General features: G+C 41.8%; 17 protein-coding genes and 2 pseudogenes. 13 read left to right on the top strand and 6 right to left on the bottom strand.

All coding sequences use genetic code 11. The annotated features are described in order from the left end of the window. Window positions 1-109: 109 nt before the first annotated feature. The 3 genes and pseudogenes from ACED53_RS19795 to ACED53_RS19785 all read right to left on the bottom strand — a co-directional run bounded on the left by ACED53_RS19795 (window position 110) and on the right by ACED53_RS19785 (window position 4,066). The gene (locus ACED53_RS19795) at window positions 110-2,089 is read right to left on the bottom strand and encodes a methyl-accepting chemotaxis protein (RefSeq protein ID WP_029225529.1); all 1,980 of its coding nucleotides are present in this window, start codon (window positions 2,087-2,089) and stop codon (window positions 110-112) included. A gap of 403 nt (window positions 2,090-2,492) precedes the next feature. After that, window positions 2,493-3,096, bottom strand: a pseudogene (locus ACED53_RS19790) (IS5 family transposase); the annotation flags it as partial. Between the two features lie 55 nt (window positions 3,097-3,151). Beyond that, window positions 3,152-4,066: an IS5 family transposase gene (locus tag ACED53_RS19785; protein WP_102580045.1), complete on the bottom strand. Its 915-nt coding sequence runs from the start codon at window positions 4,064-4,066 to the stop codon at window positions 3,152-3,154. 344 nt (window positions 4,067-4,410) lie between these two features. Between ACED53_RS19785 and ACED53_RS19780 the strand changes: the two genes are divergently transcribed. The 6 genes from ACED53_RS19780 to ACED53_RS19755 all read left to right on the top strand — a co-directional run bounded on the left by ACED53_RS19780 (window position 4,411) and on the right by ACED53_RS19755 (window position 10,838). Then, window positions 4,411-4,920, top strand: coding sequence for a CPBP family intramembrane glutamic endopeptidase (locus tag ACED53_RS19780; protein ID WP_017100120.1), 510 nt, complete (start codon window positions 4,411-4,413; stop codon window positions 4,918-4,920). A gap of 134 nt (window positions 4,921-5,054) precedes the next feature. Continuing rightward, complete coding sequence (locus tag ACED53_RS19775; RefSeq protein ID WP_157939762.1) at window positions 5,055-5,462, top strand: toxin-activating lysine-acyltransferase; 408 nt, start codon at window positions 5,055-5,057, stop codon at window positions 5,460-5,462. 1 nt (window position 5,463) lies between these two features. Further along, complete coding sequence (locus ACED53_RS19770) at window positions 5,464-6,819, top strand: MchC protein (RefSeq protein WP_133153738.1); 1,356 nt, start codon at window positions 5,464-5,466, stop codon at window positions 6,817-6,819. A gap of 57 nt (window positions 6,820-6,876) precedes the next feature. Then, window positions 6,877-7,185: a hypothetical protein gene (locus tag ACED53_RS19765; RefSeq protein WP_133153739.1), complete on the top strand. Its 309-nt coding sequence runs from the start codon at window positions 6,877-6,879 to the stop codon at window positions 7,183-7,185. A 248-nt stretch (window positions 7,186-7,433) separates the two neighbouring features. Continuing rightward, window positions 7,434-8,702, top strand: a complete 1,269-nt coding sequence (locus tag ACED53_RS19760; RefSeq protein WP_017100116.1) for an HlyD family secretion protein — start codon at window positions 7,434-7,436, stop codon at window positions 8,700-8,702. A 3-nt stretch (window positions 8,703-8,705) separates the two neighbouring features. After that, a complete protein-coding gene (locus ACED53_RS19755) occupies window positions 8,706-10,838 on the top strand; it encodes a peptidase domain-containing ABC transporter (protein ID WP_017100115.1) in 2,133 nt (710 codons plus the stop codon). A gap of 477 nt (window positions 10,839-11,315) precedes the next feature. Here ACED53_RS19755 and ACED53_RS19750 read toward each other — a convergent pair whose 3' ends face one another. Further along, the gene (locus tag ACED53_RS19750; protein WP_017100113.1) at window positions 11,316-11,558 is read right to left on the bottom strand and encodes a hypothetical protein; all 243 of its coding nucleotides are present in this window, start codon (window positions 11,556-11,558) and stop codon (window positions 11,316-11,318) included. A 434-nt stretch (window positions 11,559-11,992) separates the two neighbouring features. On the opposite strand from ACED53_RS19750, the gene ACED53_RS19745 reads away from it, so the two are divergent. Both ACED53_RS19745 and ACED53_RS19740 read left to right on the top strand, forming a co-directional pair. Then, window positions 11,993-12,166, top strand: a complete 174-nt coding sequence (locus tag ACED53_RS19745; protein ID WP_012601113.1) for a hypothetical protein — start codon at window positions 11,993-11,995, stop codon at window positions 12,164-12,166. 127 nt (window positions 12,167-12,293) lie between these two features. Then, a complete protein-coding gene (locus tag ACED53_RS19740) occupies window positions 12,294-12,878 on the top strand; it encodes a TetR/AcrR family transcriptional regulator (RefSeq protein ID WP_017100112.1) in 585 nt (194 codons plus the stop codon). 111 nt (window positions 12,879-12,989) lie between these two features. Here the strand turns inward: ACED53_RS19740 and ACED53_RS19735 are convergent, their stop codons facing one another. Then, window positions 12,990-14,855, bottom strand: a complete 1,866-nt coding sequence (locus tag ACED53_RS19735) for a fructose-specific PTS transporter subunit EIIC (RefSeq protein WP_017100111.1) — start codon at window positions 14,853-14,855, stop codon at window positions 12,990-12,992. Window positions 14,856-15,098: 243 nt separating this feature from the next. On the opposite strand from ACED53_RS19735, the gene ACED53_RS19730 reads away from it, so the two are divergent. Further along, a complete protein-coding gene (locus tag ACED53_RS19730) occupies window positions 15,099-15,401 on the top strand; it encodes a PTS fructose transporter subunit IIB (protein ID WP_009846233.1) in 303 nt (100 codons plus the stop codon). Between the two features lie 7 nt (window positions 15,402-15,408). Beyond that, window positions 15,409-16,182 carry a PTS sugar transporter subunit IIA gene (locus tag ACED53_RS19725; protein WP_017100110.1) on the top strand — a complete coding sequence of 258 codons (774 nt, stop codon included), beginning with the start codon at window positions 15,409-15,411 and terminating at the stop codon, window positions 16,180-16,182. A 63-nt stretch (window positions 16,183-16,245) separates the two neighbouring features. Here ACED53_RS19725 and ACED53_RS19720 read toward each other — a convergent pair whose 3' ends face one another. Continuing rightward, window positions 16,246-17,085 carry a helix-turn-helix transcriptional regulator gene (locus tag ACED53_RS19720; RefSeq protein ID WP_029223612.1) on the bottom strand — a complete coding sequence of 280 codons (840 nt, stop codon included), beginning with the start codon at window positions 17,083-17,085 and terminating at the stop codon, window positions 16,246-16,248. 378 nt (window positions 17,086-17,463) lie between these two features. Here ACED53_RS19720 and ACED53_RS19715 point away from each other — a divergent pair, with 378 nt between their 5' ends. From ACED53_RS19715 to ACED53_RS19705, 3 genes and pseudogenes are all read left to right on the top strand, one after another. Beyond that, window positions 17,464-19,368, top strand: coding sequence for a fructose-specific PTS transporter subunit EIIC (locus ACED53_RS19715; RefSeq protein WP_017100108.1), 1,905 nt, complete (start codon window positions 17,464-17,466; stop codon window positions 19,366-19,368). Between the two features lie 91 nt (window positions 19,369-19,459). Further along, a complete protein-coding gene (gene manA / locus ACED53_RS19710) occupies window positions 19,460-20,677 on the top strand; it encodes a mannose-6-phosphate isomerase, class I (RefSeq protein WP_017100107.1) in 1,218 nt (405 codons plus the stop codon). A 266-nt stretch (window positions 20,678-20,943) separates the two neighbouring features. Continuing rightward, window positions 20,944-21,252: pseudogene (locus ACED53_RS19705) on the top strand (PTS sugar transporter subunit IIA); the annotation flags it as partial. Window positions 21,253-21,304 lie beyond the last annotated feature (52 nt).

Genomic DNA, 21,304 nt, shown 5'->3' with positions numbered 1-21,304 from the left:
CACAACGGTATGCTAAGAACAAAAATGCCGTTCACTCTTAAGTGAACGGCATTACCGCACTAGGCGGGACATTTTTTATATGCGATAGAAAGCTTCTAGCTCTGAGTTGCTAACTCTTAAACGTATTCGAGAGCTCTTTCAGCGATGTTGCCAACTCAGCCTGCTCTTTCGCTGTTGCAGCAATTTGCGTTGCGCCTGTCGTAGATTCTGTCGACTTCTGCTCTACCGCGACAACGTTCTGAGCAATATCTTGAGTCACTACTGCTTGCTCTTCAGTTGCGGTTGCGATCTGCTCTGCCATGCTGAATATTTCGCTCACAGCCCCTGAAATATCTTGCAGGGTCTGTTCTACTCCTCGTGAGTCTTCAACCGCTCTTGAAGACATCTTCTTGCTGTTATCAATCACATTGAATGCTGTCTGTACGTCAGATTGTAGCGAGTTAATGAAGCCTTCAATTTCCGAAGTGGACTGTTGCGTACGCTGAGCCAAAGTACGAACTTCATCGGCTACGACAGCAAAACCACGACCTTGTTCACCAGCTCGAGCGGCTTCAATCGCTGCATTTAACGCTAACAAATTGGTTTGTTCGGCAACGGATTTAATCACATCAATCACACTGTTAATATTGTTGCTGCTTTCGTGTAGATGAGTGATTTTTTCAGCGAGGCCGTTAATCTCAGAAGCCAAGGTTTCTATCGACTCATAGGATTGTTGAACCGTGCTTAAACCTTGCTGTGATTGTTCATCAGCGATCTTCGCTGAGCTTGCCGTTTGCTGTGTTTTAGCCGCGACTTCATTCACCGTCGCTGATAGCTCTTCTGTTGCTGTCGCAATCAAGCCTATCTGGTCTTGCTGTTCAACTAAGGTGCTTGAGTTGTATTGGCAAGTTTGCGCCGTCTCTTCTGCTGCTGAAGCAAGTGTCAGGCTAGATTGAGATAGGTTATCGATAACTTGAGAAAACTTCTCTAATGTTTCATTAAGCGACGATGAGATTTGACCCAACTCACTATTACCTTCGTAAGTCGCACGAACGGTTAAGTCATTGTCATTTCGGACTTTAGAAAGCACTCGCGTTAGATCTTTAACTCGAGTCGTTAAATCAGTAATGGCTTTGAAGCTAACAAAAGTTGCGAACAAAGTGATCACAACAAACATCACAATGCTGCCCATCATTGCTGATTGAGCTTGCTGAGTTTTCTGATCCGTCAGTGTAATAAGAGACTCTGCTAACTGATTTTCAGTCTTCTTCAGCTGAACAATTCGTGCCGTCGATTGAGCAAACCAATAAACAGGATCGACATCAAAACCACTCATTTTCGATTCAGCCACATCACGAAGTTTTTCCACTTCAGCCACCGAGCGATCATTCAGTTGCTGTTTAAAGAAATCAACGTTATCTGGGTTACCCAAAACTTCAAAGTTCGCAAAATATGTATTTTGCTCGGTTACCAAAGAGATGAATTTAACCAACATACCTGGGCCAAATTCATTTTTAGAAAAGGTGTTGTTGAGAACCGCACGTTCGATACCCGCACGCTCTTTGCCTTGTAGAAAGTTATAGTAGGCGACGGTTTCTGTCGTGATGGTGGCATCAGTACTTAGCTCAGCAATTAATGCAGATACACTCAATAACTTAGCATTAAGTTTGGTGTAGTAACCTAATGCTTCAGAAAGCGGAATTGATTGAGAATCCACTCTATTGCGAATCGAAGTAATTTGGTTGAGACTTTGGCTGATTTCAGTATTCAGACGCGCGATCTGCGATAAGCCGATTTCTTCAGACTGCCAGTACTCGGTTCTTTGATTGCGTTTGCTGTCTGCGTTAATTCTTTGTGCTTTTAGCTCACTGCCAAACTTGTTTCCCTGTGACCCGATAAAACCAGCCGTCATACCACGCTCTTTCTGTAACTCGTGCACCAACTCACTGTACACTACCGACAAACGCGTAAGTTGGTTTAATGACGACATTTCACGGGTGGTTTCTACGCCTTTTGAAATGGCAGAAACACTAAGCCATAAAAACCCTAAGATCGGTAAGATAAGCAAAGCGATGATTTTTTGCTTAAATGACATATCGGTTAAATTCATTATTATTTCCCTAACAACTAACAAATCTTCTCAGTCATCGAATTTGGCTTCCTTCTAACGGGTGCGCCTTAATTGTGACTCTATAATTATTCAAGCTGACCTATGTAAACCATGACCTAACTACACAGTTCAGCGCAGAGGACGTTAACATTTAACCTTATAAAACTCATTGGTTTATGAATAAAACTGTTAACTATCTGACTTAACCAGACGAAAAATACGTGTAACAACATTTCTCTGACGCAGTGACTAAAAATTGACACATGCTGCATAATCATAAAGTGGTAGACCAGCACTCACTGTGTAACCCTTACCAAGCTGTTCACTCACGATCATCTATATATTCAGTGGCTTTGTTGCTTAATTAGATTTAAAGATAGAGCTACCCCGTTTCGGGTATTTCTTAGTCAATACGACAAGTTTCAGGCATGCCTAACCCAGTGAGCTTGTTCAACGCTTTTATCATCGCGTAAATTTCACCCACCTGTGTATTGTAATTTCTTAAGCTCAGTCGCCCTCTTAGCAACTGTTTAATTCGATACATCGAAGTTTCCGACAGTGAACGTCGATGGTATCCATACCGCTCTTTCCAATACTTATTTGAGCCGTATAACTTCTGGCACCCCACGGTGAGGTTTCGAGGATGACTACGCTCCCATAAGGCCGCCCCTTCTCTTGGGGGATTAAGCGCAACGGCTCGCTTGATCTTAATAGCAGCATGGCATGATCTCATGTCGTAAGCGCCATCACCAGATACCTCAGGATACTTCGGCGTGTTTGTTTCAGTACGCTCGGGAGTGCTTCTCCATCAGTAACCGTTGATAAACTTAGCTCGGCTGCAATAATTTCATAAGTGCTTGTATCGACAGCAATATGCCGCTTTCGCCAAACTCTCAGCTGCCATCTGTTCCGTGCTTTTTGACTTTCCATTCACCTTCGACATAAACCTTAAGGCCTGTCGCATCAATGGCTAGGTGCTGTATTGCTCCTCTCGTTTTAGTCTTAAATGGCGTTGTTGATCAAATCAGCTTGAAGATCAACGACGCAATATATGACTAGCCGTTAGCTTCTAACAGGCATACCTAGTCCTATGACTTTGTTCATTGCTTTGACATTTGCCAGTGTCTCACCAACTTGAGCGTTATAACATCTCAAGCTCAATTTGCCGCTTGTTAGTCCTTTATATCGGGACATTACCGTCTCAGATATTGAGCGATAGTGATAACCAGACTCGACCTTCCAATCCACTATAGTCCCATTTCTCAGAGCTGTTACTGCTTCGTTTCTGGGATGGCCGTCTTCCCAAAGTGCTGCATTTTTTCGAGGCAGTATCAACGGCGTACAGCCTTTGTTTCTCAGAGTCTCGTGGCAATTTTTTGTGTCATATGCTCCATCGGCAGATACGGCAGTGACCTTTCTGCGTAGTGGGTTAAGCAACGTCGGTAGCACTTCACTATCGCCTACATTTACAAGGCTGACTTCCGCACTAGCACTAATAGCTTCGTGAGTATCCACATCTACAGCTAAATACAGTTTGCGCCATGTTCTGCGTTTTTCTACACCATGCTTTTTCACTTTCCATTCACCCTCACCAAAGACTTTGAGGCCAGTCGAATCAATGGCTATATGACGAATAGCCCCTCTAGACTTATTGCGATATTTGACCTGAACCGTCTTCGAGCGTTTACTAATGCAGGTGTAGTCAGGAGAGGTCAGCGGAACATCCAATAGCTCAAAGATGGAGTCGATAAAGCCTTGAAGAGCACGCAATGGCAGAGAGAAGATCCCCTTAATCATTAAGGCAGTTTCAATCGCTGTATCAGAGTACTGGAAGCCTCTCCCCCGCTTGCCATGATGGGTTTTGCATCGCCCTGCATCAATGGCTGAATCGTCTATCCAGAACGTAACTGAACCACGATTGCAAAGCGCTTTGTTGTACTCCGCCCAGTTAGTTATCTTCTTTTTCGCTTTACCCATATCACCACCGTTCTAACCATCACAAAGGATCAGATCGCAGGACTTGAAAAAGGTTCAACTAATTTAGGCAACAACGCCCTTGGTAGTTATTGTCATCCTCTATTAACTAAATTTGAAATATTACTTTTCATATAATAGATAGAAGTATGGGGTATGTGTCACGTTTTGCGTAAATACAATATGGAAATGTGTATGGGTCAAATAGCTGTAATTGATATTGCTTATAGATTTATAATTTAGAGTATGTTTTTCGGACTGATTAAAAAATCTTAAAGTTATATATTACCTATCTATTTCTTATGAGGTTATTTATATTTAGTGAGTACTAAATATAGGGGGTTAATTTGATTGAACGGATAAATTGTTTAATTTACGATACATTAGAGTTAAATCGGAAACAGTTTTTACTTCGTGTTTACGGATTAGCATTGCTATGGGCATTGATCTTTCTTCTTTTTGATTACTTCCTTCTCAAGGGCTTTGGTAATGTTCTTCTGGATACTAGTGATGATAAAATTTTTTCTGTATTGTTTTTTTTGTTAATTGATGCACCATTTACTGAAACTCTAATATTTCAATGTTTTATACAAACGATCCTTCGTCATGTAAAAGGAAGCCCAACATTCTCAATTGTAGGTTCAGCTACTATATTTTCTTTGTGTCACCTAGGTAATTCTACGATAAACGCAATTATAGTATTGGTAACTGGACTTGCTCTCGCTTTAACATACGAATATGTACGGATGAGATATGGTAATATTTATGCTTTCCTTTCGGTCTTTATTTCTCATATGTTATGGAATATAAGTGCAGCGGTGATTATGCCATTACTTTTTATCATGTTTGGCTTGTAATAAAAAGTTCCATATCAAGATAACGCTAATTAATACATATACTCTGTGATAGTGGTGGATATATAATGAAGACTCTGAGCCAACTAAATAAGACAATATCTAAAAACACGCCATATATTCATGTAGGGGATGACATGAATTGGGTAATAGGTGCTTTTATAGAACTTTGCTCTAGAAGTGACCAATATTATTATATTGATATAAAATCCTTTTTACATTGGGTTAAACCAGCAATTCTGCATGGGCAATATAAATTAATTTACACCGAAGATGGAGTTGTAAAAACGGGTTTTATCTTATGGGCTTGGGTGGATAACGACACATTAATTCGATATCACACATCTAACCGATTTTATTTACACCCAACAGAGTGGAATGAAGGTCAAAATTTGATAATTATTGATTATCTTGATTTGCATTATTCTAAAAAAAACATTAGAGACATGTACCGGTTGTTTAAATCTATAAAGTCATATGTTGATTCTTGTTCATATTGCATTAGAGACATATCAAATAAACCTATAAAAAATGGCTATTTATAAAATGATTAAAACATTTAAAGAACCTAACTCTAAAAATACATTACTATTTAAAAAGGAGCTAGGTGAAACCAGTTTTGTACGCTTTAAAACACATAAATTGAAAAAAACCAGTGTAATTTGGTACAACAAAAATTTAGTTAAGGATCTAAATATAGATGAATCTAAAATAGAGTCTGAAATTTTAGATAATTTTTCATATGTCACTAAAGAATATACAAATAAAAAGAACATATTTACAAATGACAGTAAGTTTTTTTTGGCAGATCGTTATGGATCTAGATATGAGATTTGTAATGGTGGTGGAGCTAGATGCGGTAGCAATGGTAATTTTCAAATAAAAGGAATCGGAGCTAATCCCCTTGTTAGTTTGCAAATGGATGAACATCATTCACACGGAAAATTATGTATTCTAGAAGCTGTTAACGAAGCTATATGGGGAGAAGTGTGCCATAAAAACTTACCTTATGGAGCAGTTCGAACATTGGCCATAATTAACACAAACACAGCTATAAGAAGTTTTTATGGCTTACCTGAGCCAAGAAATCTTCCTTGTGTCTTAGCTATTAGACAGGTTTCGATCAGGCCTGCACATTTTGTAAGAGCTCCTTTTTTCTTTCCAAAGTATGAATACCAATACTTACGTGATAACGATGCGCTAAGAGTAAAAAAAGCTATACACCTTTTGAAAGATAATTTAATACTCAGTAAGCTACATATTGAAGAGTCACTACAAAATGCCTTATCTCATTTTTTGATAAAATTGGCAAAACAAATCGCGGCATCAAGAATTTTAGGCATACCACATCGCTCATTAACTAGTTCAAACATTTGTATTGATACTAAGTTCATTGATTTTGGCACTATAAGTGCTGTACCAAACTTTGCAAACTATAGGTATGGCCATGAAGACTATGGAGTTTGGGATGACCATAAGTTGATTGTAAAGTGGTTACATAATTTTGTTTTCTTTATTAATAAATATAATAAAGAAAAAATAAATGATCACGACTTGAAATTATTAACAGCCAAATTCATAGAGAATCTTTCGTATTTCGAAGATGTATTTTTATCTGACATATTGAGAATAAAAAAAACAGATTTCACTAAGGTTAACTCATTTAAAGTTGCACTTCAAAGTCAACCAAAAACCAATTGGAATCGATTCGATTTAATGGAAGATATAGTAAGGTTGGCAAATAAAATGGATATGTATGTAGATAAAAATGCAGTTTTTCATTTAAGGCATGAAAAGTTTTCGCAAAAACATATTATTAATCAAACTTTAAGAAATATTAGCAATACTACTATTGATGATAAATCAATTAGTGATTTCATTAATTCTTACCAAAATTTGTAATTAACTACACTAAAGAAGGAAACAATTATGTTCTGCTTAACAGAGTCTGAAATTTTAATGGTCGATGGTGGAGGTGAAGGTAGTGGTGCTCCGGCTGGTTATAGGGGGGGGAGTTATAGTGGTAGTAATGGAAGTAGTAACTACCCATCTTACAACAATGGTGGACGTCATAGTAATTCAGATCTGACCAATAATCCTGCAGTTGCATGTCTGACAAGTGCGATCAATGATGGACTTGCGACTAGTAATGTTAGTTTGGCGTCTGGTAGTTCTCCTACTAGCGCTGCCACTGCAGGAGTAATGACAAGTTTTGGGAGCATGTACTCTGGTGGCTGCTTTAGCATGGGGCCTGGTGGGCATAATTAAAGCTTGTTTTGAATATTACTATTTCTGTCATACTTATAGCTCTTCAATAAGGCTATAAACGCACAGTTAATGAATGATTATAAAACAACCAATAAGAATAAGTTATACTATTAAATTAAACAACATACAGGTAGATTATATTTATTGTAATCTGCTTGTATTATTATTATTTTGGAAACTTTAGGTTATTCAATATGTCATATTAAGATTAGCTCATAATATTATATATAAATGAGAGACTTAGAATTATGGTTGCACAAAGGAAAAGCCTATATCGACCGGGATATTTCGAAGCGCAAAAATCAGGTAATGAAGGTGGTATTTTACTCAATACATCTTTAAATCAAAATATATACCTTGGACTGTCAATCTTTGTGTTAGTCGCTATAATCGCTTTCATTAGTTTTGCAGAATATACAAGACGGGAAACCCTCGTAGGTATTGTTAGTCCACTAGGGGGGATGGTTAAGGTACAAGCAAATAACTCTGGCTATGTTGAAAAATTATTCGTAAAGGAAGGGGAACATGTAGAAATAATGGATCCTCTATACAAAATTAAAACCGAACGATTTGATGGAACGGGTATAGGGGTAAAAAAACGAATACTTACTTCAATTAAGAATCAATATCAACTATTACTTGAACGTAGGCACCAAGAATCAGAAAAATCAGAGTTCGCTCAACAGTCTTTAACTGAAGATATAAGCCGACTAGATTCAGAGATCAACATATTAAATTATGTGCTTACATTGTCCTACCATGAATTAGAACTCACTCAAAAATTAGTTAACAAGCAGAAAACTCTACTTAACAATAAATTTATGTCAGAGATTGAGTTTCAAAAACAACAGCTTGACCTGCTTGCTAAAGAGTCACAAACGCAAACTCATAAGTTAAATCTTCAAAAACTATTAAGAGAGAAACAAAATCTGACTACTAAAAAAAGAAATCTCGACATCAATTTAAATCTTACCCTGAAAGATATCGATAGACAATTAGAAACTATCAACCAAAATAAAGTAGAATTTTCATATGAGAATGATAATCAAATTATGTCTCCCATTAAAGGGGTCATTGCATCAATACTTACGGAGAAAGGGCACTCAGTAATAAATGGCCAACCCTTATTAGTTATTATTCCGGAGAGTAAGAGAGTGTTTGTTGAACTGTATGCTCCTAGCAAAAGTATTGGTTTTATGAGAATAGGACAAAAAGTAAAACTAAGATTTGATGCCTTTCCGCATGAAAAATTTGGAGTTCAAACAGCCACGATAACTAACATATCTAAATCATCGGTTGCGCCAGAAATGCTTCCAAATCGAAATTTAATTAAAAGTGTAGCTATTGAGGGGCTATATCAAGTTAAGGTTGAACTTTCCAAGCCAACGATCACAGTTTACGGACAAGAAGAACATTTTGTATCAGGAATGACAGTTGTTGCTGATGTTGAGCTTGATTCTCGTAAAATTTATGAGTGGATACTTGAACCATTATATACAATTAAAGGGAGAATTTAGTCCATGGAAGTCATTAACCATCTGGATTGGGGGTGGGGTAAAAAACTTACTTTAGTCCGTCAAACAGAAAATGCAGAATGCGGTGTTGCTTGTCTCGCCATGATCGCAGATTGGCATGGTTATAAAATAAGCTTGAGGAATTTACGAGCCAAATTTGGCATAACGCAACATGGTATGTCTTTCTCGCGTCTTATTGAGTGCGCAGAACTACTGAAACTCTCTGGTAGAGCAGTACGATTGGATTTAGATGAACTACACCAATTGAGCACTCCTTGTATCCTTCACTGGAATTTAAACCATTTTGTCGTTCTTAACTCAATAAAAGGAAACAAAGTTGTTATTCATGATCCAGCAAATGGTGTAACTCAGCTAAGCCTTTCAGATGTAAACAAGCACTTTACAGGTATTGCACTCGAATTAACTCCAACTCACGACTTTAAAAAATTAGATGAAAAAGACAAAATAAAGCTGTCTGAACTAGTCGGTAATACAATAGGTTTAAAATCTTCACTAATTAAAATTTTTGCTTTTGCTTTGATTCTTGAAGCCATCGCTTTACTACTTCCAATGCTTAATCAGATTGTTATTGACGAGGTGTTAGTTGGTTATGATGAAAATTTACTCGTGCTTATCATTCTTGCTATTCTTCTAATAACAGCGACACAAACTTTAATTGGGCTAGCAAAAGAGTGGGCAACAGTAACACTATCAGTTAATTTCAAAACGCAGTGGACTGCGAATGTTTTTCATCACCTGTTCCGATTGCCTATTGAATGGTTTGAGAAACGAGATATCGGTAGTATTAGTGCTAAATTTTCAGCAATCAATGTAATACAAAGCACGTTGACAACTAGCATCATTCAAGCCTTACTTGACCTTGTTTTAGTAGTCGGTACGCTAATGGTAATGCTGCTGTATAGTCCAACTCTTTCCGTTATCACTATTATTGCCGCAATTATTTATGTGTGCTTACGTTTTGCATGGTTTGGATCGTTCAAAAGAGCAGAAGAAAACACTTGGGAAGCAAATACGAAAGAAGAAAGTTACTTCATAGAAACAGTAAGAGGAGTATTAAGCCTTCGAGTCAATGGAACACTACCTTGGCGGGAATCTGCATGGCGTAATTTAAATATCAATCGGCGTAATGCACAATTACATGAATTCAAGCTGGCCATAATTTATAACACGATAAACACCACAATTATCAGCTTGGTGTCAGCTTCTATACTTTGGTTTGGTGCAAATTTAGTGTTAAACGAACAATTTACGATTGGTATGCTCGTTGCGTTTCTGTCATATCAAGGACGTTTTTCAGGTAGCATCAGTTCATTAATAGATAAATATTTTGAGTACAAAATTCTCTCCGTTTACAACGAGAGATTAGCAGATATTGTACTTACTCAGAAAGAAACAGACAATGATTATGCAATTACAACAACTCAACCTAAACCCATTTTCGCTAGTGATAATTTGATTGATTTTGCGAACGTATCCTTTTCTTATGGCACAAATGAACCTCTTCTATTGAATAAAGCTTCATTTAAAATCAAACAAGGGGAGATAGTTGCTCTGGTTGGTACGTCAGGATGTGGCAAATCGACAATTTCTAAATTATTGCTTGGTATTTACAAACCTACTGGTGGCCATATCAAATTCTTTGGTAATTCAGTTCTTTCAATGAAAGAGGTGAGGCAGCGTATCGGCTCAGTATTGCAAGAGGATCAATTGTTTAGTGGTTCAATTATCGAGAATATTACTTTCTTTGGGTCAAAGTCAGATGAGGAATGGTTAGTTCAATGTGCACAAAAAGCAGGTGTACATGATGACATTGAACGATTGAATATGGGATATCACACGTTAGTTGGTGAGATGGGGTCAAGCTTGTCAGGTGGACAAAAACAAAGAATTTTAATTGCGCGTGCGTTATATAAAAAACCAGAACTATTAATACTAGATGAAGCAACAAGTAGCTTAGATATACACACGGAATCACTAGTTTGTCAAACATTCAGAGATATTGGTCTGCCAATTTTAATGATTGCTCACCGCCCAGAAACCATTGCATCTGCAGATAGAGTCTTACTATTGCAAGGAGGTGTGATCATTGAAGTGCCAAATACATTCAGAGTGGGGTGAGAGGTTCTGTTGCACCTTGGAATTGGAACGTAGAAACATCGGTTTTGTCGCAAACAAGGGCTTTGTTGCAATACTCAACCTAGGTGTTCTTTTGATACGGTTAAGCGGCTCGGTAGCTCTTGGGCATCCCGAGGTGAGTGAAACGATTTAAAATGGAACAACCGATTAACATTGCATGGTCGTTTCTGAAATATTCCTTTTTCCATATTGCCGTCCCCTCTACCAATCGGTAATACCAAGGGCGGAACAACCTATCAGGTTGCTCATTCTCTGGGATGATGTCCGTCATCCGCAAACGTATTGTCTTTTGGCGGTTACAATATCAGCATTCGGAAAATGCTCTTCTAATGTCTGGTACACCGCATTGGTATCATACATTTTGTCGGCACTTACGTGCTTAACATCCGTAATGATGGACTGACATAACGGCCCGATAACCTGATCATCCATCGTGTTTTTATCGGTTAATATGGAGCTCTAGATCCAGTGATGACGATCAACCGCAAAGTGCGCTTTTCTCCAGCTACGTTTGACATTAACCTTATGTTTTTCCTGGTGCCATTCATCCTTACCAAACCGTTTCAGCCCTGTAAAATCAATCGCGATAGCGACAATGTTGGTATCGGGTTTATCACATTTTTTAACTCGTGGTGTTGAAAAGTCAAGCTGACTGAGTCGCTTTGACTGCAGGGTATAATCTGGGCATTGAAGGTGCTTCATGCCCAGAATTTCTAGCAGGTTTTCGGTGAAACCCTACGCTTGGCGCAGAGGCAACTTAAACACCATTCTCAGGTAATGACAGGCTCCAATAGTGCTCAGGATATCTTACCGTCGAGCCAGTACCATCGAGGGTTCGCTCTTCATTCTGTCAACTGTTGAGGATATCATCGGACAGCTATAGTCAGAATGATTGGTCAGCCGATAAGTATGCTTCTTAAATAATGATGTTTGGAGTCGTTATTTCTGTAAGGCATTGGTTAATTAGCCAACCTAACTGAAAGGCTGACTATGATAACGGGCTCAATGAGAATAGAAAGAGTGAAGGTTATTTGAGCGCTGCAACAAAACCATATTCAGTCTCAAATATGTATACTGCCGAGCTTATTAAGTAGAAGCTCGCAGTAAATATGCGACAACAGCTGAGAGGTATTTTTATGGATTGCCCCGCTTGCGAAGAACACATTGGATGGGAATGGGTAGAAGAGGAAGCAATCGAACCCAATGAAGAATTCGATTGCCCAGAGTGCAAAGAAACGCTGATGTACACCATCGATGAAGGTACCTATTACGGCGCACAACATAAAACCGTCGAAGTTGTTGATGATTAGAGTTTTTTATTACCGATTAATGCTATCGATCTTTGCGAGATTGCCAGAGTAACCAGACACTCCTTTACTAGAACGAGTGTTCATCTTAAAATATTGAACATATGTTCAGATTAATGAAGTAGATGTTATGGCCAAGACAGCGAAGTTCGATAGACAAGACGTAGTAGATAAAGCGACTAACCTGTATTGGGAAAAGGGCTTTCACGCAACTTCTATGCGCAATCTACAGGACGTGATTGATATGCGTCCCGGCAGTATTTATGCGGCTTTTGGCAGCAAAGAAGGCTTGTTTAAAGAGACATTGGCTCGCTATACCGAACTCGGCATTCACAATTTGAACCGCTTTCGCAGCGAAACCGACTCTCCAATCAAAGCACTAGAAAACTTCGTAAAACGTGCCGTTGTCGAATCGAAAAAAAGCGCGCCTAACGGCATGTGTATGCTGGCTAAAACAGTAGCTGAACTGACGGATGAGCACGCTGAATTATTAGAAGAAGCCAAGAAATCACTCAAAATCATGGAAGGCGAGTTCGCTAAGCTGATTGCCGAAGCGCAAGATTTAGGTGAGATAAGTAAAGATCGAGAACCTACTCAACTAGCTCGCCACGTTCAGGTTCAAATTGCAGGACTACGCACTTATGCAAAAACCTGCGATGACACAGAACTACTCAACTCAATGGTTGAAGACATCTTCAAGTACCACCCTTTTTAGTAACTGAGCGTATATAGGCTCAGATCTACAAAAAGACGCCCAAGTATTACTACTAATACTTGGGCGTCTTTTTATTTATTGCCTTTCAGCCAATCTTAAAGCCGATGGCTTTTATACTTTCCTCATGATCAACGCCTGAGCATTGAGCATCGCCTCTTTGGTGCTGACGTCTAAGGTTTTCACGTTCGCAAAGCGTTCGATCTCTTTAATTGCCACATCATGAGCAAAAATCACCAACCTCGCCCGTTCAATATCTTTTTGTGTGATGCGATTGCCGATTCCGTTGGCCCCCTGCGTTTCGACTTTAATCCGAACCCCAAGATGATGAGCCGCCTTTTCCAAAGACCTAGCCGCAAGAAACGTATGAGCAACACCAGATGGACAAGAAGTGATCGCTAATACATCCGCTTGCCCTTCTTCCGTTACCGAGCCACCCGTGAACTGATTAGAATTCGCTTCGCCTTCGACCACGTTCTTTTTCAGCAGTATCACAATCAGAGCCGTCGTTAGAGCACCTGCTAGTGTGCCGACGATATAGCCAATCTTGCCATCAACCACTGGCAATACAATCCAGCCGCCCCATGGTGCATGGTTCACTACATGGAACATAAAGCCGACCACGTTACCAACTACGCCACCAGCAACAACAGCAGGCAGAACGCGCGCAGGGTCGGCGGCAGCAAAAGGAATCGCGCCTTCACTGATGCCGATCATTCCCATGATACCGGCGGCTTTACCCGCTTCACGCTCGTCTCTTTTAAATTTCTTAGGTGATATGAAAGTTGCAAGAGCCATACCTAATGGTGGCGTACAAATGGCAATACCGACGCCGCCCATTAGCCAAGGTTGAGTGTTCACCTGCGTTTGAGCAAACAGCGTCGCCACTTTGTTGATTGGGCCGCCCATATCAAAGGCCGTCATCGCCCCTAAAATACTGCCTAGCACCACTTTTCCTGAGCCTGCCATGCCAGTCAGCATTTGGTTCATCTCTAGCATCACTTGGGCAATAGGAGAACCAATCACCCACATCACCGCACCACAGGTAACAAAGGTGCCGACTAGTGGATAGATGAAGATCGAGCTCAGCGAGATCATGCTGTCTGGCAGCTTGATCTTCTTAAGTAGATTAACCACAAAGCCCGCGAAGAAACCGACCACTATCGCACCGAGGAATCCGGTGTTGTATTGATTGACCGCGACCCAAGAGCCGATCATTCCGGGCGCTAAACCCGGTTTGTCAGCCATCGAATACGCGATGTAACCACCGAGTACCGCAGTAAACAGGGTTAACCCCGCGATGCCCATCTGTGCAATGTCAGCCAGAACACCGCTCTCAGGCACTGCGCCATGACCAGACATCATTACCGACAAAGACAAAAGTACCCCACCCGCGACCACAAATGGGATCATGTGCGAAGTACCGTACAACAAGTGTTCTTTAAGACGATTAAGAGACTGAGCCCACGGGCTTAATGGTTCGCTGTAAACTTCATGATGACTAGAAGCGTAGCTATCGAAAGATTCAGAATTCGCTTCGAGAAACAGCTCTTGAGCTTCCTCGACCGACTCTACCGCCTTTAATTTTGTAACAAAACCATCTTCGATCAATCGAGTTGAGATCTGAGCCAGAACCTCAATATGATGATCATCGCTATTGTCTGGTGAGGCGAGCATAAAGAACACATCCGACAGTTCGCCGCCGTCTGCGCCATAATCGATACCCGTTCGACTAATACCTACCGCCACAGCAGGTTTGGCAACGGCGGTACTTTTCGCATGTGGAATCGCAATACCATCATCAAAGCCCGTATTACCAATGGCCTCACGCTTCCAGATGTCATCAAGGAATGCACTTTTATTAGAGAGCTTACCGGCACGGTCGAGCAGTTCGACAAGCTCTTCAAATACCGCCTGTTTAGAGTCTGCTTGTAAATCCAGACAGATAATCTCCGGCTCTATAATGTCAGTGATGTCCATGTGCTGCCTCGTCCGAGTACCAATTTAAGTAAATGAGATAAAGAGGTTAATAATATGAAAAGACTAACGAGGCAAGGCCGCTCGATATATAGGACGAAAGGTGCATTAACTGGATAATTGTAACCAAGAAGCAAGAGTGTGACGTTCACCTTTGAATTAAAAACGGGAATCCATAAACTTCCTAGATTCAGATAGTCCCATCGATCCAAGTAAACTGTCGATCTAAGCACACCGAGAATAATAATGAGAATTGTAGCGGTAACTGCGTGCCCTACAGGCATTGCGCACACCTATATGGCAGCTGATGCACTAAATAAAACGGCCCCAAAATTCAATGTTTCAATCAAGGTTGAGACTCAAGGCGCTATGGGGATTGAAAACTTACTGACAGGCCAGGATATTACCCTCGCAGACAAAGTGTTGATCGTCTCTGATATCGACATCGAACAACCAAGCCGATTTGACCCCGCGAAAACCGTCTTCATTCCCATGGAAGAGGTGTTATTGAGTGTCGATAAAGTCTTTATCAAGCATTGTCGAACTTAAACCTTTCATGAATGAATATCAGATCACCTTCTTCGTTGACGATCCTGCCGCGAACTCACACGTCGCGCAGCCGTTGACTCGTTTAGCGAAGAAGTTCAAAAGCAACATCCGCATTATCAACATCACTCAAAATCGAACCGCTGATCTCTCCAAATCTGTCGCGATGTTACAAGTGGGTTTACTCCGGGGGGATTTATGCCAGATAACCGCAGTAGGTATTGATGCTGAACTCGCATGTTTTGTAATAAAAGACGTGATTGCTGAGCATTACGACATGGTTGGCTCACAAGTGAATCATGAGTTCTCGAACGACTTAATCCAGCGTATGCCTCAGATATGCCCGCCTTGTGACATCAAGTGGCACCACGCTAAGGCGCAAACTCAACTGACAAAATTTGAGTGCTTGAAAGGGCTCGCTCACCTCGTTTATCCAGAAGATCCAGATGAGCTGATTTTGGCTTTCATTAAGCGAGAAGAACGCTCTTCAACCTGCGTGTCACCAGGTATCGCACTGCCACATGTGATGTTTGAATCTACTCAAGATCTCTCGATCGCGGTCATCGTCAGTGACAACCCGATTGACTGGGCATCTCAAATTGGCCAAGTACACGTAGCTATCGCTTTAGTACTGCCAACCAAGCCGCAACATGAACACATTGTGGCGGCTACCAACCTAACTAGAAACCTACTTCACGATCAGGTCAACGAGCGTTTGCAAAAGACTCGAAGCAGTGTCGATTTACAAGCCTTGTTGATGTATATCTCATCTCGCCTACTTTAAGGCTACTCACTCCAAAATACGGCTCAACAAAAAAATACGCTCCGACTTAAAAAGACGGCTTAACTAAATAGAGCCTCGATATTCAGTCGGCGTTCTTCCGGTGCGATTCTTAAATACTCGACAGAAGTAGTTCACATCCTTAAAACCGCAACGTACAGCCACTTCATTGAGCTTGAAGTTGTACTTCTTGAGCATGAACTTGGCACGGTCGACCCGCACGCGGGTGATGTATTCTGCTAGCGTCATGTGGCCTTGTTGACGGAACATTCGCGACAAGTGATTGGATGAAATGCTAAAGCGCGAGGCAATGCTGTCTCGGGTGATCTGGCGGTGGAAGTTCTCTTGAATGTAGATACAAATCCCTTGATACACATCCTGTACTCGGCTATGAGATTTTTCTACGGGCGCTTCCAGCATGGTTTTACTGTATTGCAGTAGAGCTTGCAGCAATAACTCGTCCATCGGCTGCTTGTTACTCTCTCTCGCTAACGAGCTAAGCGCCTCCAAAATATTATCAATCGCAAAACCAGAGCGAGTCTGAATACTGTGCTTTTGAATATCGTAAAAGCTCTCCTCGCCTTTGCGCTTGCTCACCAAGCTTAAACCAAGCTGACGACGACCAAACAACATGCTCAACACCGAGCAGTCTGTATCCCAGTTTGGCTTGTTCCAGCAGTTGGGTGGGATGAAAATCGCGTCTCCGGCTTTGGCGATAACGTTGGTTATTTTGCGATCATGACTCTCCATTTCATTAATATACTCTCCGTCTAGCACTAGCTCTAAGCGCGGAAAGTTCACCTGATAACTGCACGCTGAAGGCGTGTGAAAATCTCCAGCAAACCAGATGTTATGAAACGGTTCTCGCTCATTTAATACAGACGAGATTAAGTCATGAAATATCATTATTCGAACTCTAATGGGCAGCAATAAGGCTACGGGAATAGATATACCCCTTAGTGAAACATAGCGCTATTGAGCAAAATCACAATTTGAGATCTAGGTTACAAAAATCCAGTCACGGAAATAAATTTCCAGTACCAAAACTGACATAGCACGTTCCTGCTCTGATAAACAAATACGCTGAATCCCTTATAAATAAAAGCCTCAACACATCTTAAACTCTGTCAACACCGCCCTTAAAACAGCCACTCGACCGATCAAAATCACACTCCACTTATAACGCAACAATCATCCAGTAAATGCGTTTTTTCTTCACTACAGAAGGTAAGCCGTAGATTCCAGAATACCCCTAACAAAATAAAAACAGAGTAGGGGTTCATTATGATCACGACATTGATCAATCAAGATTTGATTAAGCTTTCGCTTAGCGCTAATTCAAAAGAAGACGTATTTAAAGAGCTAATAGACCTGCTGTACGCACAAGGCAGAATCTCAGACAAAGCACAGTTTCTTGCCGACATTAAGGCGCGTGAAGAACAAGGTAATACCGGGTTTGAAGAGGGCATTGCCCTGCCACATGCGAAAAGCAGCGCGGTGATCAAACCTGCAGTTGTTATCGGCGTCCACAAGCAGGGTATCGAGTACGGCGCAGATGACGGCCAACCATCAAAACTCTTCTTCATGATTGCGTCTCCAGATGGCGGCGATGATCACCACATCGAAGTATTGGCAGAGCTTTCTTCAAAACTGATTGAAGAAGGCTTTATCGAAAGCTTCATGAATGCTCAATCTGAACAAGAAGCATTAGAACTACTGCTTACCAAACCTGAGCCTTCAGAAGCGGAAAACAACGTTGAGAAACAAGGCTTCATCATTGGTGTGACCGGTTGCCCAGCTGGCGTTGCACACACTTATTTGGCCGCTGAAGCACTAGAGAAAGGCGCAGCGGCTCTTGGCTACGACATCAAGGTCGAAACTAACGGTTCTATTGGTGTTAAAAACAGCCCGACTCAAGAAGAGATCGAACGTGCAGACGCGATTGTCGTGGCTTGTGATAAACAGGTCGACATGGCTCGCTTTGCCGGAAAACGTGTCATTAGCACCAACGTAAAAGCGCCAATCAAAGATGCGCAAGGCTTGATTAAGCAAGCTCTTAATGCACCTAGTTACCAAGCTGAACAAACGCCGACCAACCAATCTGTTGTAGAAAAAGCCTCACAAGCGCGTTCAGACCTTTATCGTTACTTGATGAATGGCGTATCTCACATGATCCCATTCGTGGTGACTGGCGGCCTTTTGATTGCCCTAGCACTAGCCATTGGCGGTGAGCCAAGTGAATCAGGCATGGCGATTCCTGCTGGCAGCATGTGGAACCAAATTCTAGAAGTCGGTGTGGTTGCCTTCACATTGATGATCCCAATCTTGGCGGGCTACATTGCTTACGCGATTGCTGACCGCCCTGCTCTAACCCCAGGTTTGATTGGCGGTTGGATTGCCAACAACGGTTCTTTCTACGGCGCTGACGCAGGTACAGGCTTCATCGGCGCAATCATTGCCGGTCTATTGGTCGGCTACTTCGTTAAATGGATTACCTCGTTTAACTACCACAAATTCGTTCAACCGCTTGTGCCTATCCTGATCGCTCCGATCACTGGCTCTTTGTTCATCGCAGGTCTGTTCATTTTTGTTATCGGCGCACCTATCGCTGGGCTGATGGATGCTCTTACTGCACTACTAACGAGCATGAGCACAGGCAACGTGGTTCTGCTTGGCATCGTCCTTGGTGGCATGGCCGGTTTCGATATGGGCGGTCCATTCAACAAGGTGGCATTCCTTTTCTCGGTCGGCATGATTGCCAGCGGTCAAACTCAATTCATGGGTGCGATGGCGTGTGCAATTCCTGTGGCTCCACTGGGTATGGCTATCGCAACCAGACTTGGCCGCAAGTTCGACCTGTTCGAATCATCTGAAATCGAAGCAGGTAAGGCAGCAGGCGCAATGGGCTTGGTGGGTATCTCTGAAGGTGCGATTCCTTTCGCGGCTCAAGATCCAATGTCGGTTATCCCTGCCAACGTGCTTGGTTCAATGACGGCAGCTGTTATGGCGTTCTCATTCGGTATCACCAACAGCGTTGCTCACGGTGGTCCGGTTGTTGCTCTACTAGGCGCAATGAACTACCCAATGCTGGCACTTCTGTGCATGGCATCAGGTGCGGGTGTGACTGCGGTTACTTGTATCGCGCTTAAAAATCTACGCAAAGCCAAGCTAACGACAGCAGCGGCTTAAGCCATTTCAACTCCAATGGCTTGAGCCCTTCTACTCGCATTTCAATAGGTCGAGTAGAGCTCAAGCCATGTTCCCCTTCATGGTGATTTCGATGTCTGATTTTTCTTTAGCGAACGACTCGTTCGTACAACGCTTTTTCTACCCTATGACTAACGTGATTCAAAACTACGCATGGGGTAGTCCTTCTTCGTTTAGCCAACTGTTTGGTATTGATAACCAATCTGGTGAACCGCAAGCGGAGATCTGGATGGGTGCTCACCCGAATGGTTGCTCAATGGTCACTGATAACGGGCAGCAGACTACATTATCGAGCTTGATTTCTAAGAACCTAAACCTGTTTTTAAGCGAGAAAGTAGCAAGTCGTTTTGGTGAGCTGCCATATCTATTCAAGGTGTTAGCTGCTGAGAAAGCGCTCTCGGTTCAAGTACACCCGAACAAGCAGCAAGCGGAATCTGGCTATGCACTAGAAGAGCAGCAAGGCATTCCGATGACAGCGGGGAACCGTAACTACAAGGATGCCAACCACAAGCCAGAACTGGTGTATGCCCTAACAGACTACACCGCGATGAATGGTTTTCGATCAATCAGCGAGATTCTTGAGCACTTCCACTACCTCGATATTCCAGAGCTGCATTCGATGGTAAACGATCTCGCGGGCGATCAAACCCCCAATGGTTTAGCGAGTTTCTTCGCGAGCTTATTGTCTTTGCAAGGAGAACAAAAAGGCATGGCGCTGACTATGTTACTGATGAAGGCCAAGCTTTCAGATACACCTGTGTTTCAGTTGATTTCAGAGCTGGAAGCTCAATACCCAGGTGATGTCGGCTTGTTCGCTCCGCTGCTATTGAACGTGATCACCTTAAAGCCGGGGCAAGCGATGTATCTGGATGCCGAGACACCGCACGCTTACATTAAAGGTACGGGCTTAGAAGTGATGGCAAATTCAGACAATGTACTCCGCGCAGGGTTGACGCCTAAGTACATGGATATCAATGAATTAGTCTCTTGTACTCAATTCAATGAAAAGCCTGCGGATAGATTGCTGCTCAGCCCGATAGAGCAAGGTGATGTGATGGAATATCAAATTCCAGTCGAAGATTTTAAGTTCTCTATCGTGCAGAACTCACATCAACGACAGATCACCACCGAAGGTGCCGAGATCCTATTGCCGCTCGACGAATCTATGGTGCTCACTCACCAATGCGGCGAAACCTGCGTAATTGAGAAAGGCCAATCTGTATTCATTCCCGCTTACGCTGAGAGTTACAAACTAGATTGCGTTGGACGCGTGGCGCGCGCTTACAGCTAGCTCTATCAAGTAAATCTAGCTCTCCCGAGTAGATACAAACATTGATCATGCCCTGCTTTGCGGGGCATTTTTGTTCCTACAGAAAGTTATTTCAACACCGAAGTACACCATCAAATATGACTCATCTCACACTGGATGAATGATGCAAATCACACTTAATTTTGCTTGGTACAAATGTACAGTGAAGGGCTTTTATTTGCTATTTCGCGAATCGGGTTAATCCATTAATTTTAATTCAAGAACTTCAATAGTGAATGAGTTAATAAATGATCACACAGCTAACCAACGTCAACTTAATTAATAACAACCTTCAAGCGAATAATAAAAAAGAACTGTTTGAAGAATTGGCAGGCATGTTATTTGAGAACAACCGAATCAGTAATAAAGAAGCATTCTTGGCAGACATCGAAATTCGTGAATCTCAAAGTATCACCTCGATGGATGGCATCGCTTACCCACACTCAAAAAGCAAGGCTGTCACTGAGCCGGCAATCGCTGTCGGTGTTAAGCGCGAAGGCATTGAGTATGGCGATGAAGACGGCATCAACCCAACCGTGTTTTTTATGATCGCATCGGCTTTGTTGCGTAATTCAATGGAACTAAATCAAGAACCTACGATCTGATCAG

Origin of the sequence: Vibrio sp. 1F169, from assembly GCF_041439605.1 — a bacterium.
Lineage (GTDB): Bacteria > Pseudomonadota > Gammaproteobacteria > Enterobacterales > Vibrionaceae > Vibrio > Vibrio tasmaniensis_A.
The sequence above is the reverse complement of the archived record's forward strand: the minus strand, read 5'-3'. Positions and strand labels throughout refer to the sequence as shown.

What these genes read in the sequence shown, in the direction of transcription:
- ACED53_RS19785 (WP_102580045.1), bottom strand. Translation starts at nt 4,066, where the DNA reads ATGGGTAAAGCGAAAAAGAAGATAACTAACTGGGCGGAGTACAACAAA.
- manA (WP_017100107.1), top strand. Translation starts at nt 19,460, where the DNA reads ATGTCTGATTTTTCTTTAGCGAACGACTCGTTCGTACAACGCTTTTTC.
- ACED53_RS19725 (WP_017100110.1), top strand. Translation starts at nt 15,409, where the DNA reads ATGAATGAATATCAGATCACCTTCTTCGTTGACGATCCTGCCGCGAAC.
- ACED53_RS19740 (WP_017100112.1), top strand. Translation starts at nt 12,294, where the DNA reads ATGGCCAAGACAGCGAAGTTCGATAGACAAGACGTAGTAGATAAAGCG.
- ACED53_RS19720 (WP_029223612.1), bottom strand. Translation starts at nt 17,085, where the DNA reads ATGATATTTCATGACTTAATCTCGTCTGTATTAAATGAGCGAGAACCG.
- ACED53_RS19750 (WP_017100113.1), bottom strand. Translation starts at nt 11,558, where the DNA reads ATGAAGCACCTTCAATGCCCAGATTATACCCTGCAGTCAAAGCGACTC.
- ACED53_RS19755 (WP_017100115.1), top strand. Translation starts at nt 8,706, where the DNA reads ATGGAAGTCATTAACCATCTGGATTGGGGGTGGGGTAAAAAACTTACT.
- ACED53_RS19735 (WP_017100111.1), bottom strand. Translation starts at nt 14,855, where the DNA reads ATGGACATCACTGACATTATAGAGCCGGAGATTATCTGTCTGGATTTA.
- ACED53_RS19745 (WP_012601113.1), top strand. Translation starts at nt 11,993, where the DNA reads ATGGATTGCCCCGCTTGCGAAGAACACATTGGATGGGAATGGGTAGAA.
- ACED53_RS19730 (WP_009846233.1), top strand. Translation starts at nt 15,099, where the DNA reads ATGAGAATTGTAGCGGTAACTGCGTGCCCTACAGGCATTGCGCACACC.
- ACED53_RS19775 (WP_157939762.1), top strand. Translation starts at nt 5,055, where the DNA reads ATGAATTGGGTAATAGGTGCTTTTATAGAACTTTGCTCTAGAAGTGAC.
- ACED53_RS19770 (WP_133153738.1), top strand. Translation starts at nt 5,464, where the DNA reads ATGATTAAAACATTTAAAGAACCTAACTCTAAAAATACATTACTATTT.
- ACED53_RS19795 (WP_029225529.1), bottom strand. Translation starts at nt 2,089, where the DNA reads ATGAATTTAACCGATATGTCATTTAAGCAAAAAATCATCGCTTTGCTT.
- ACED53_RS19715 (WP_017100108.1), top strand. Translation starts at nt 17,464, where the DNA reads ATGATCACGACATTGATCAATCAAGATTTGATTAAGCTTTCGCTTAGC.
- ACED53_RS19765 (WP_133153739.1), top strand. Translation starts at nt 6,877, where the DNA reads ATGGTCGATGGTGGAGGTGAAGGTAGTGGTGCTCCGGCTGGTTATAGG.
- ACED53_RS19760 (WP_017100116.1), top strand. Translation starts at nt 7,434, where the DNA reads ATGGTTGCACAAAGGAAAAGCCTATATCGACCGGGATATTTCGAAGCG.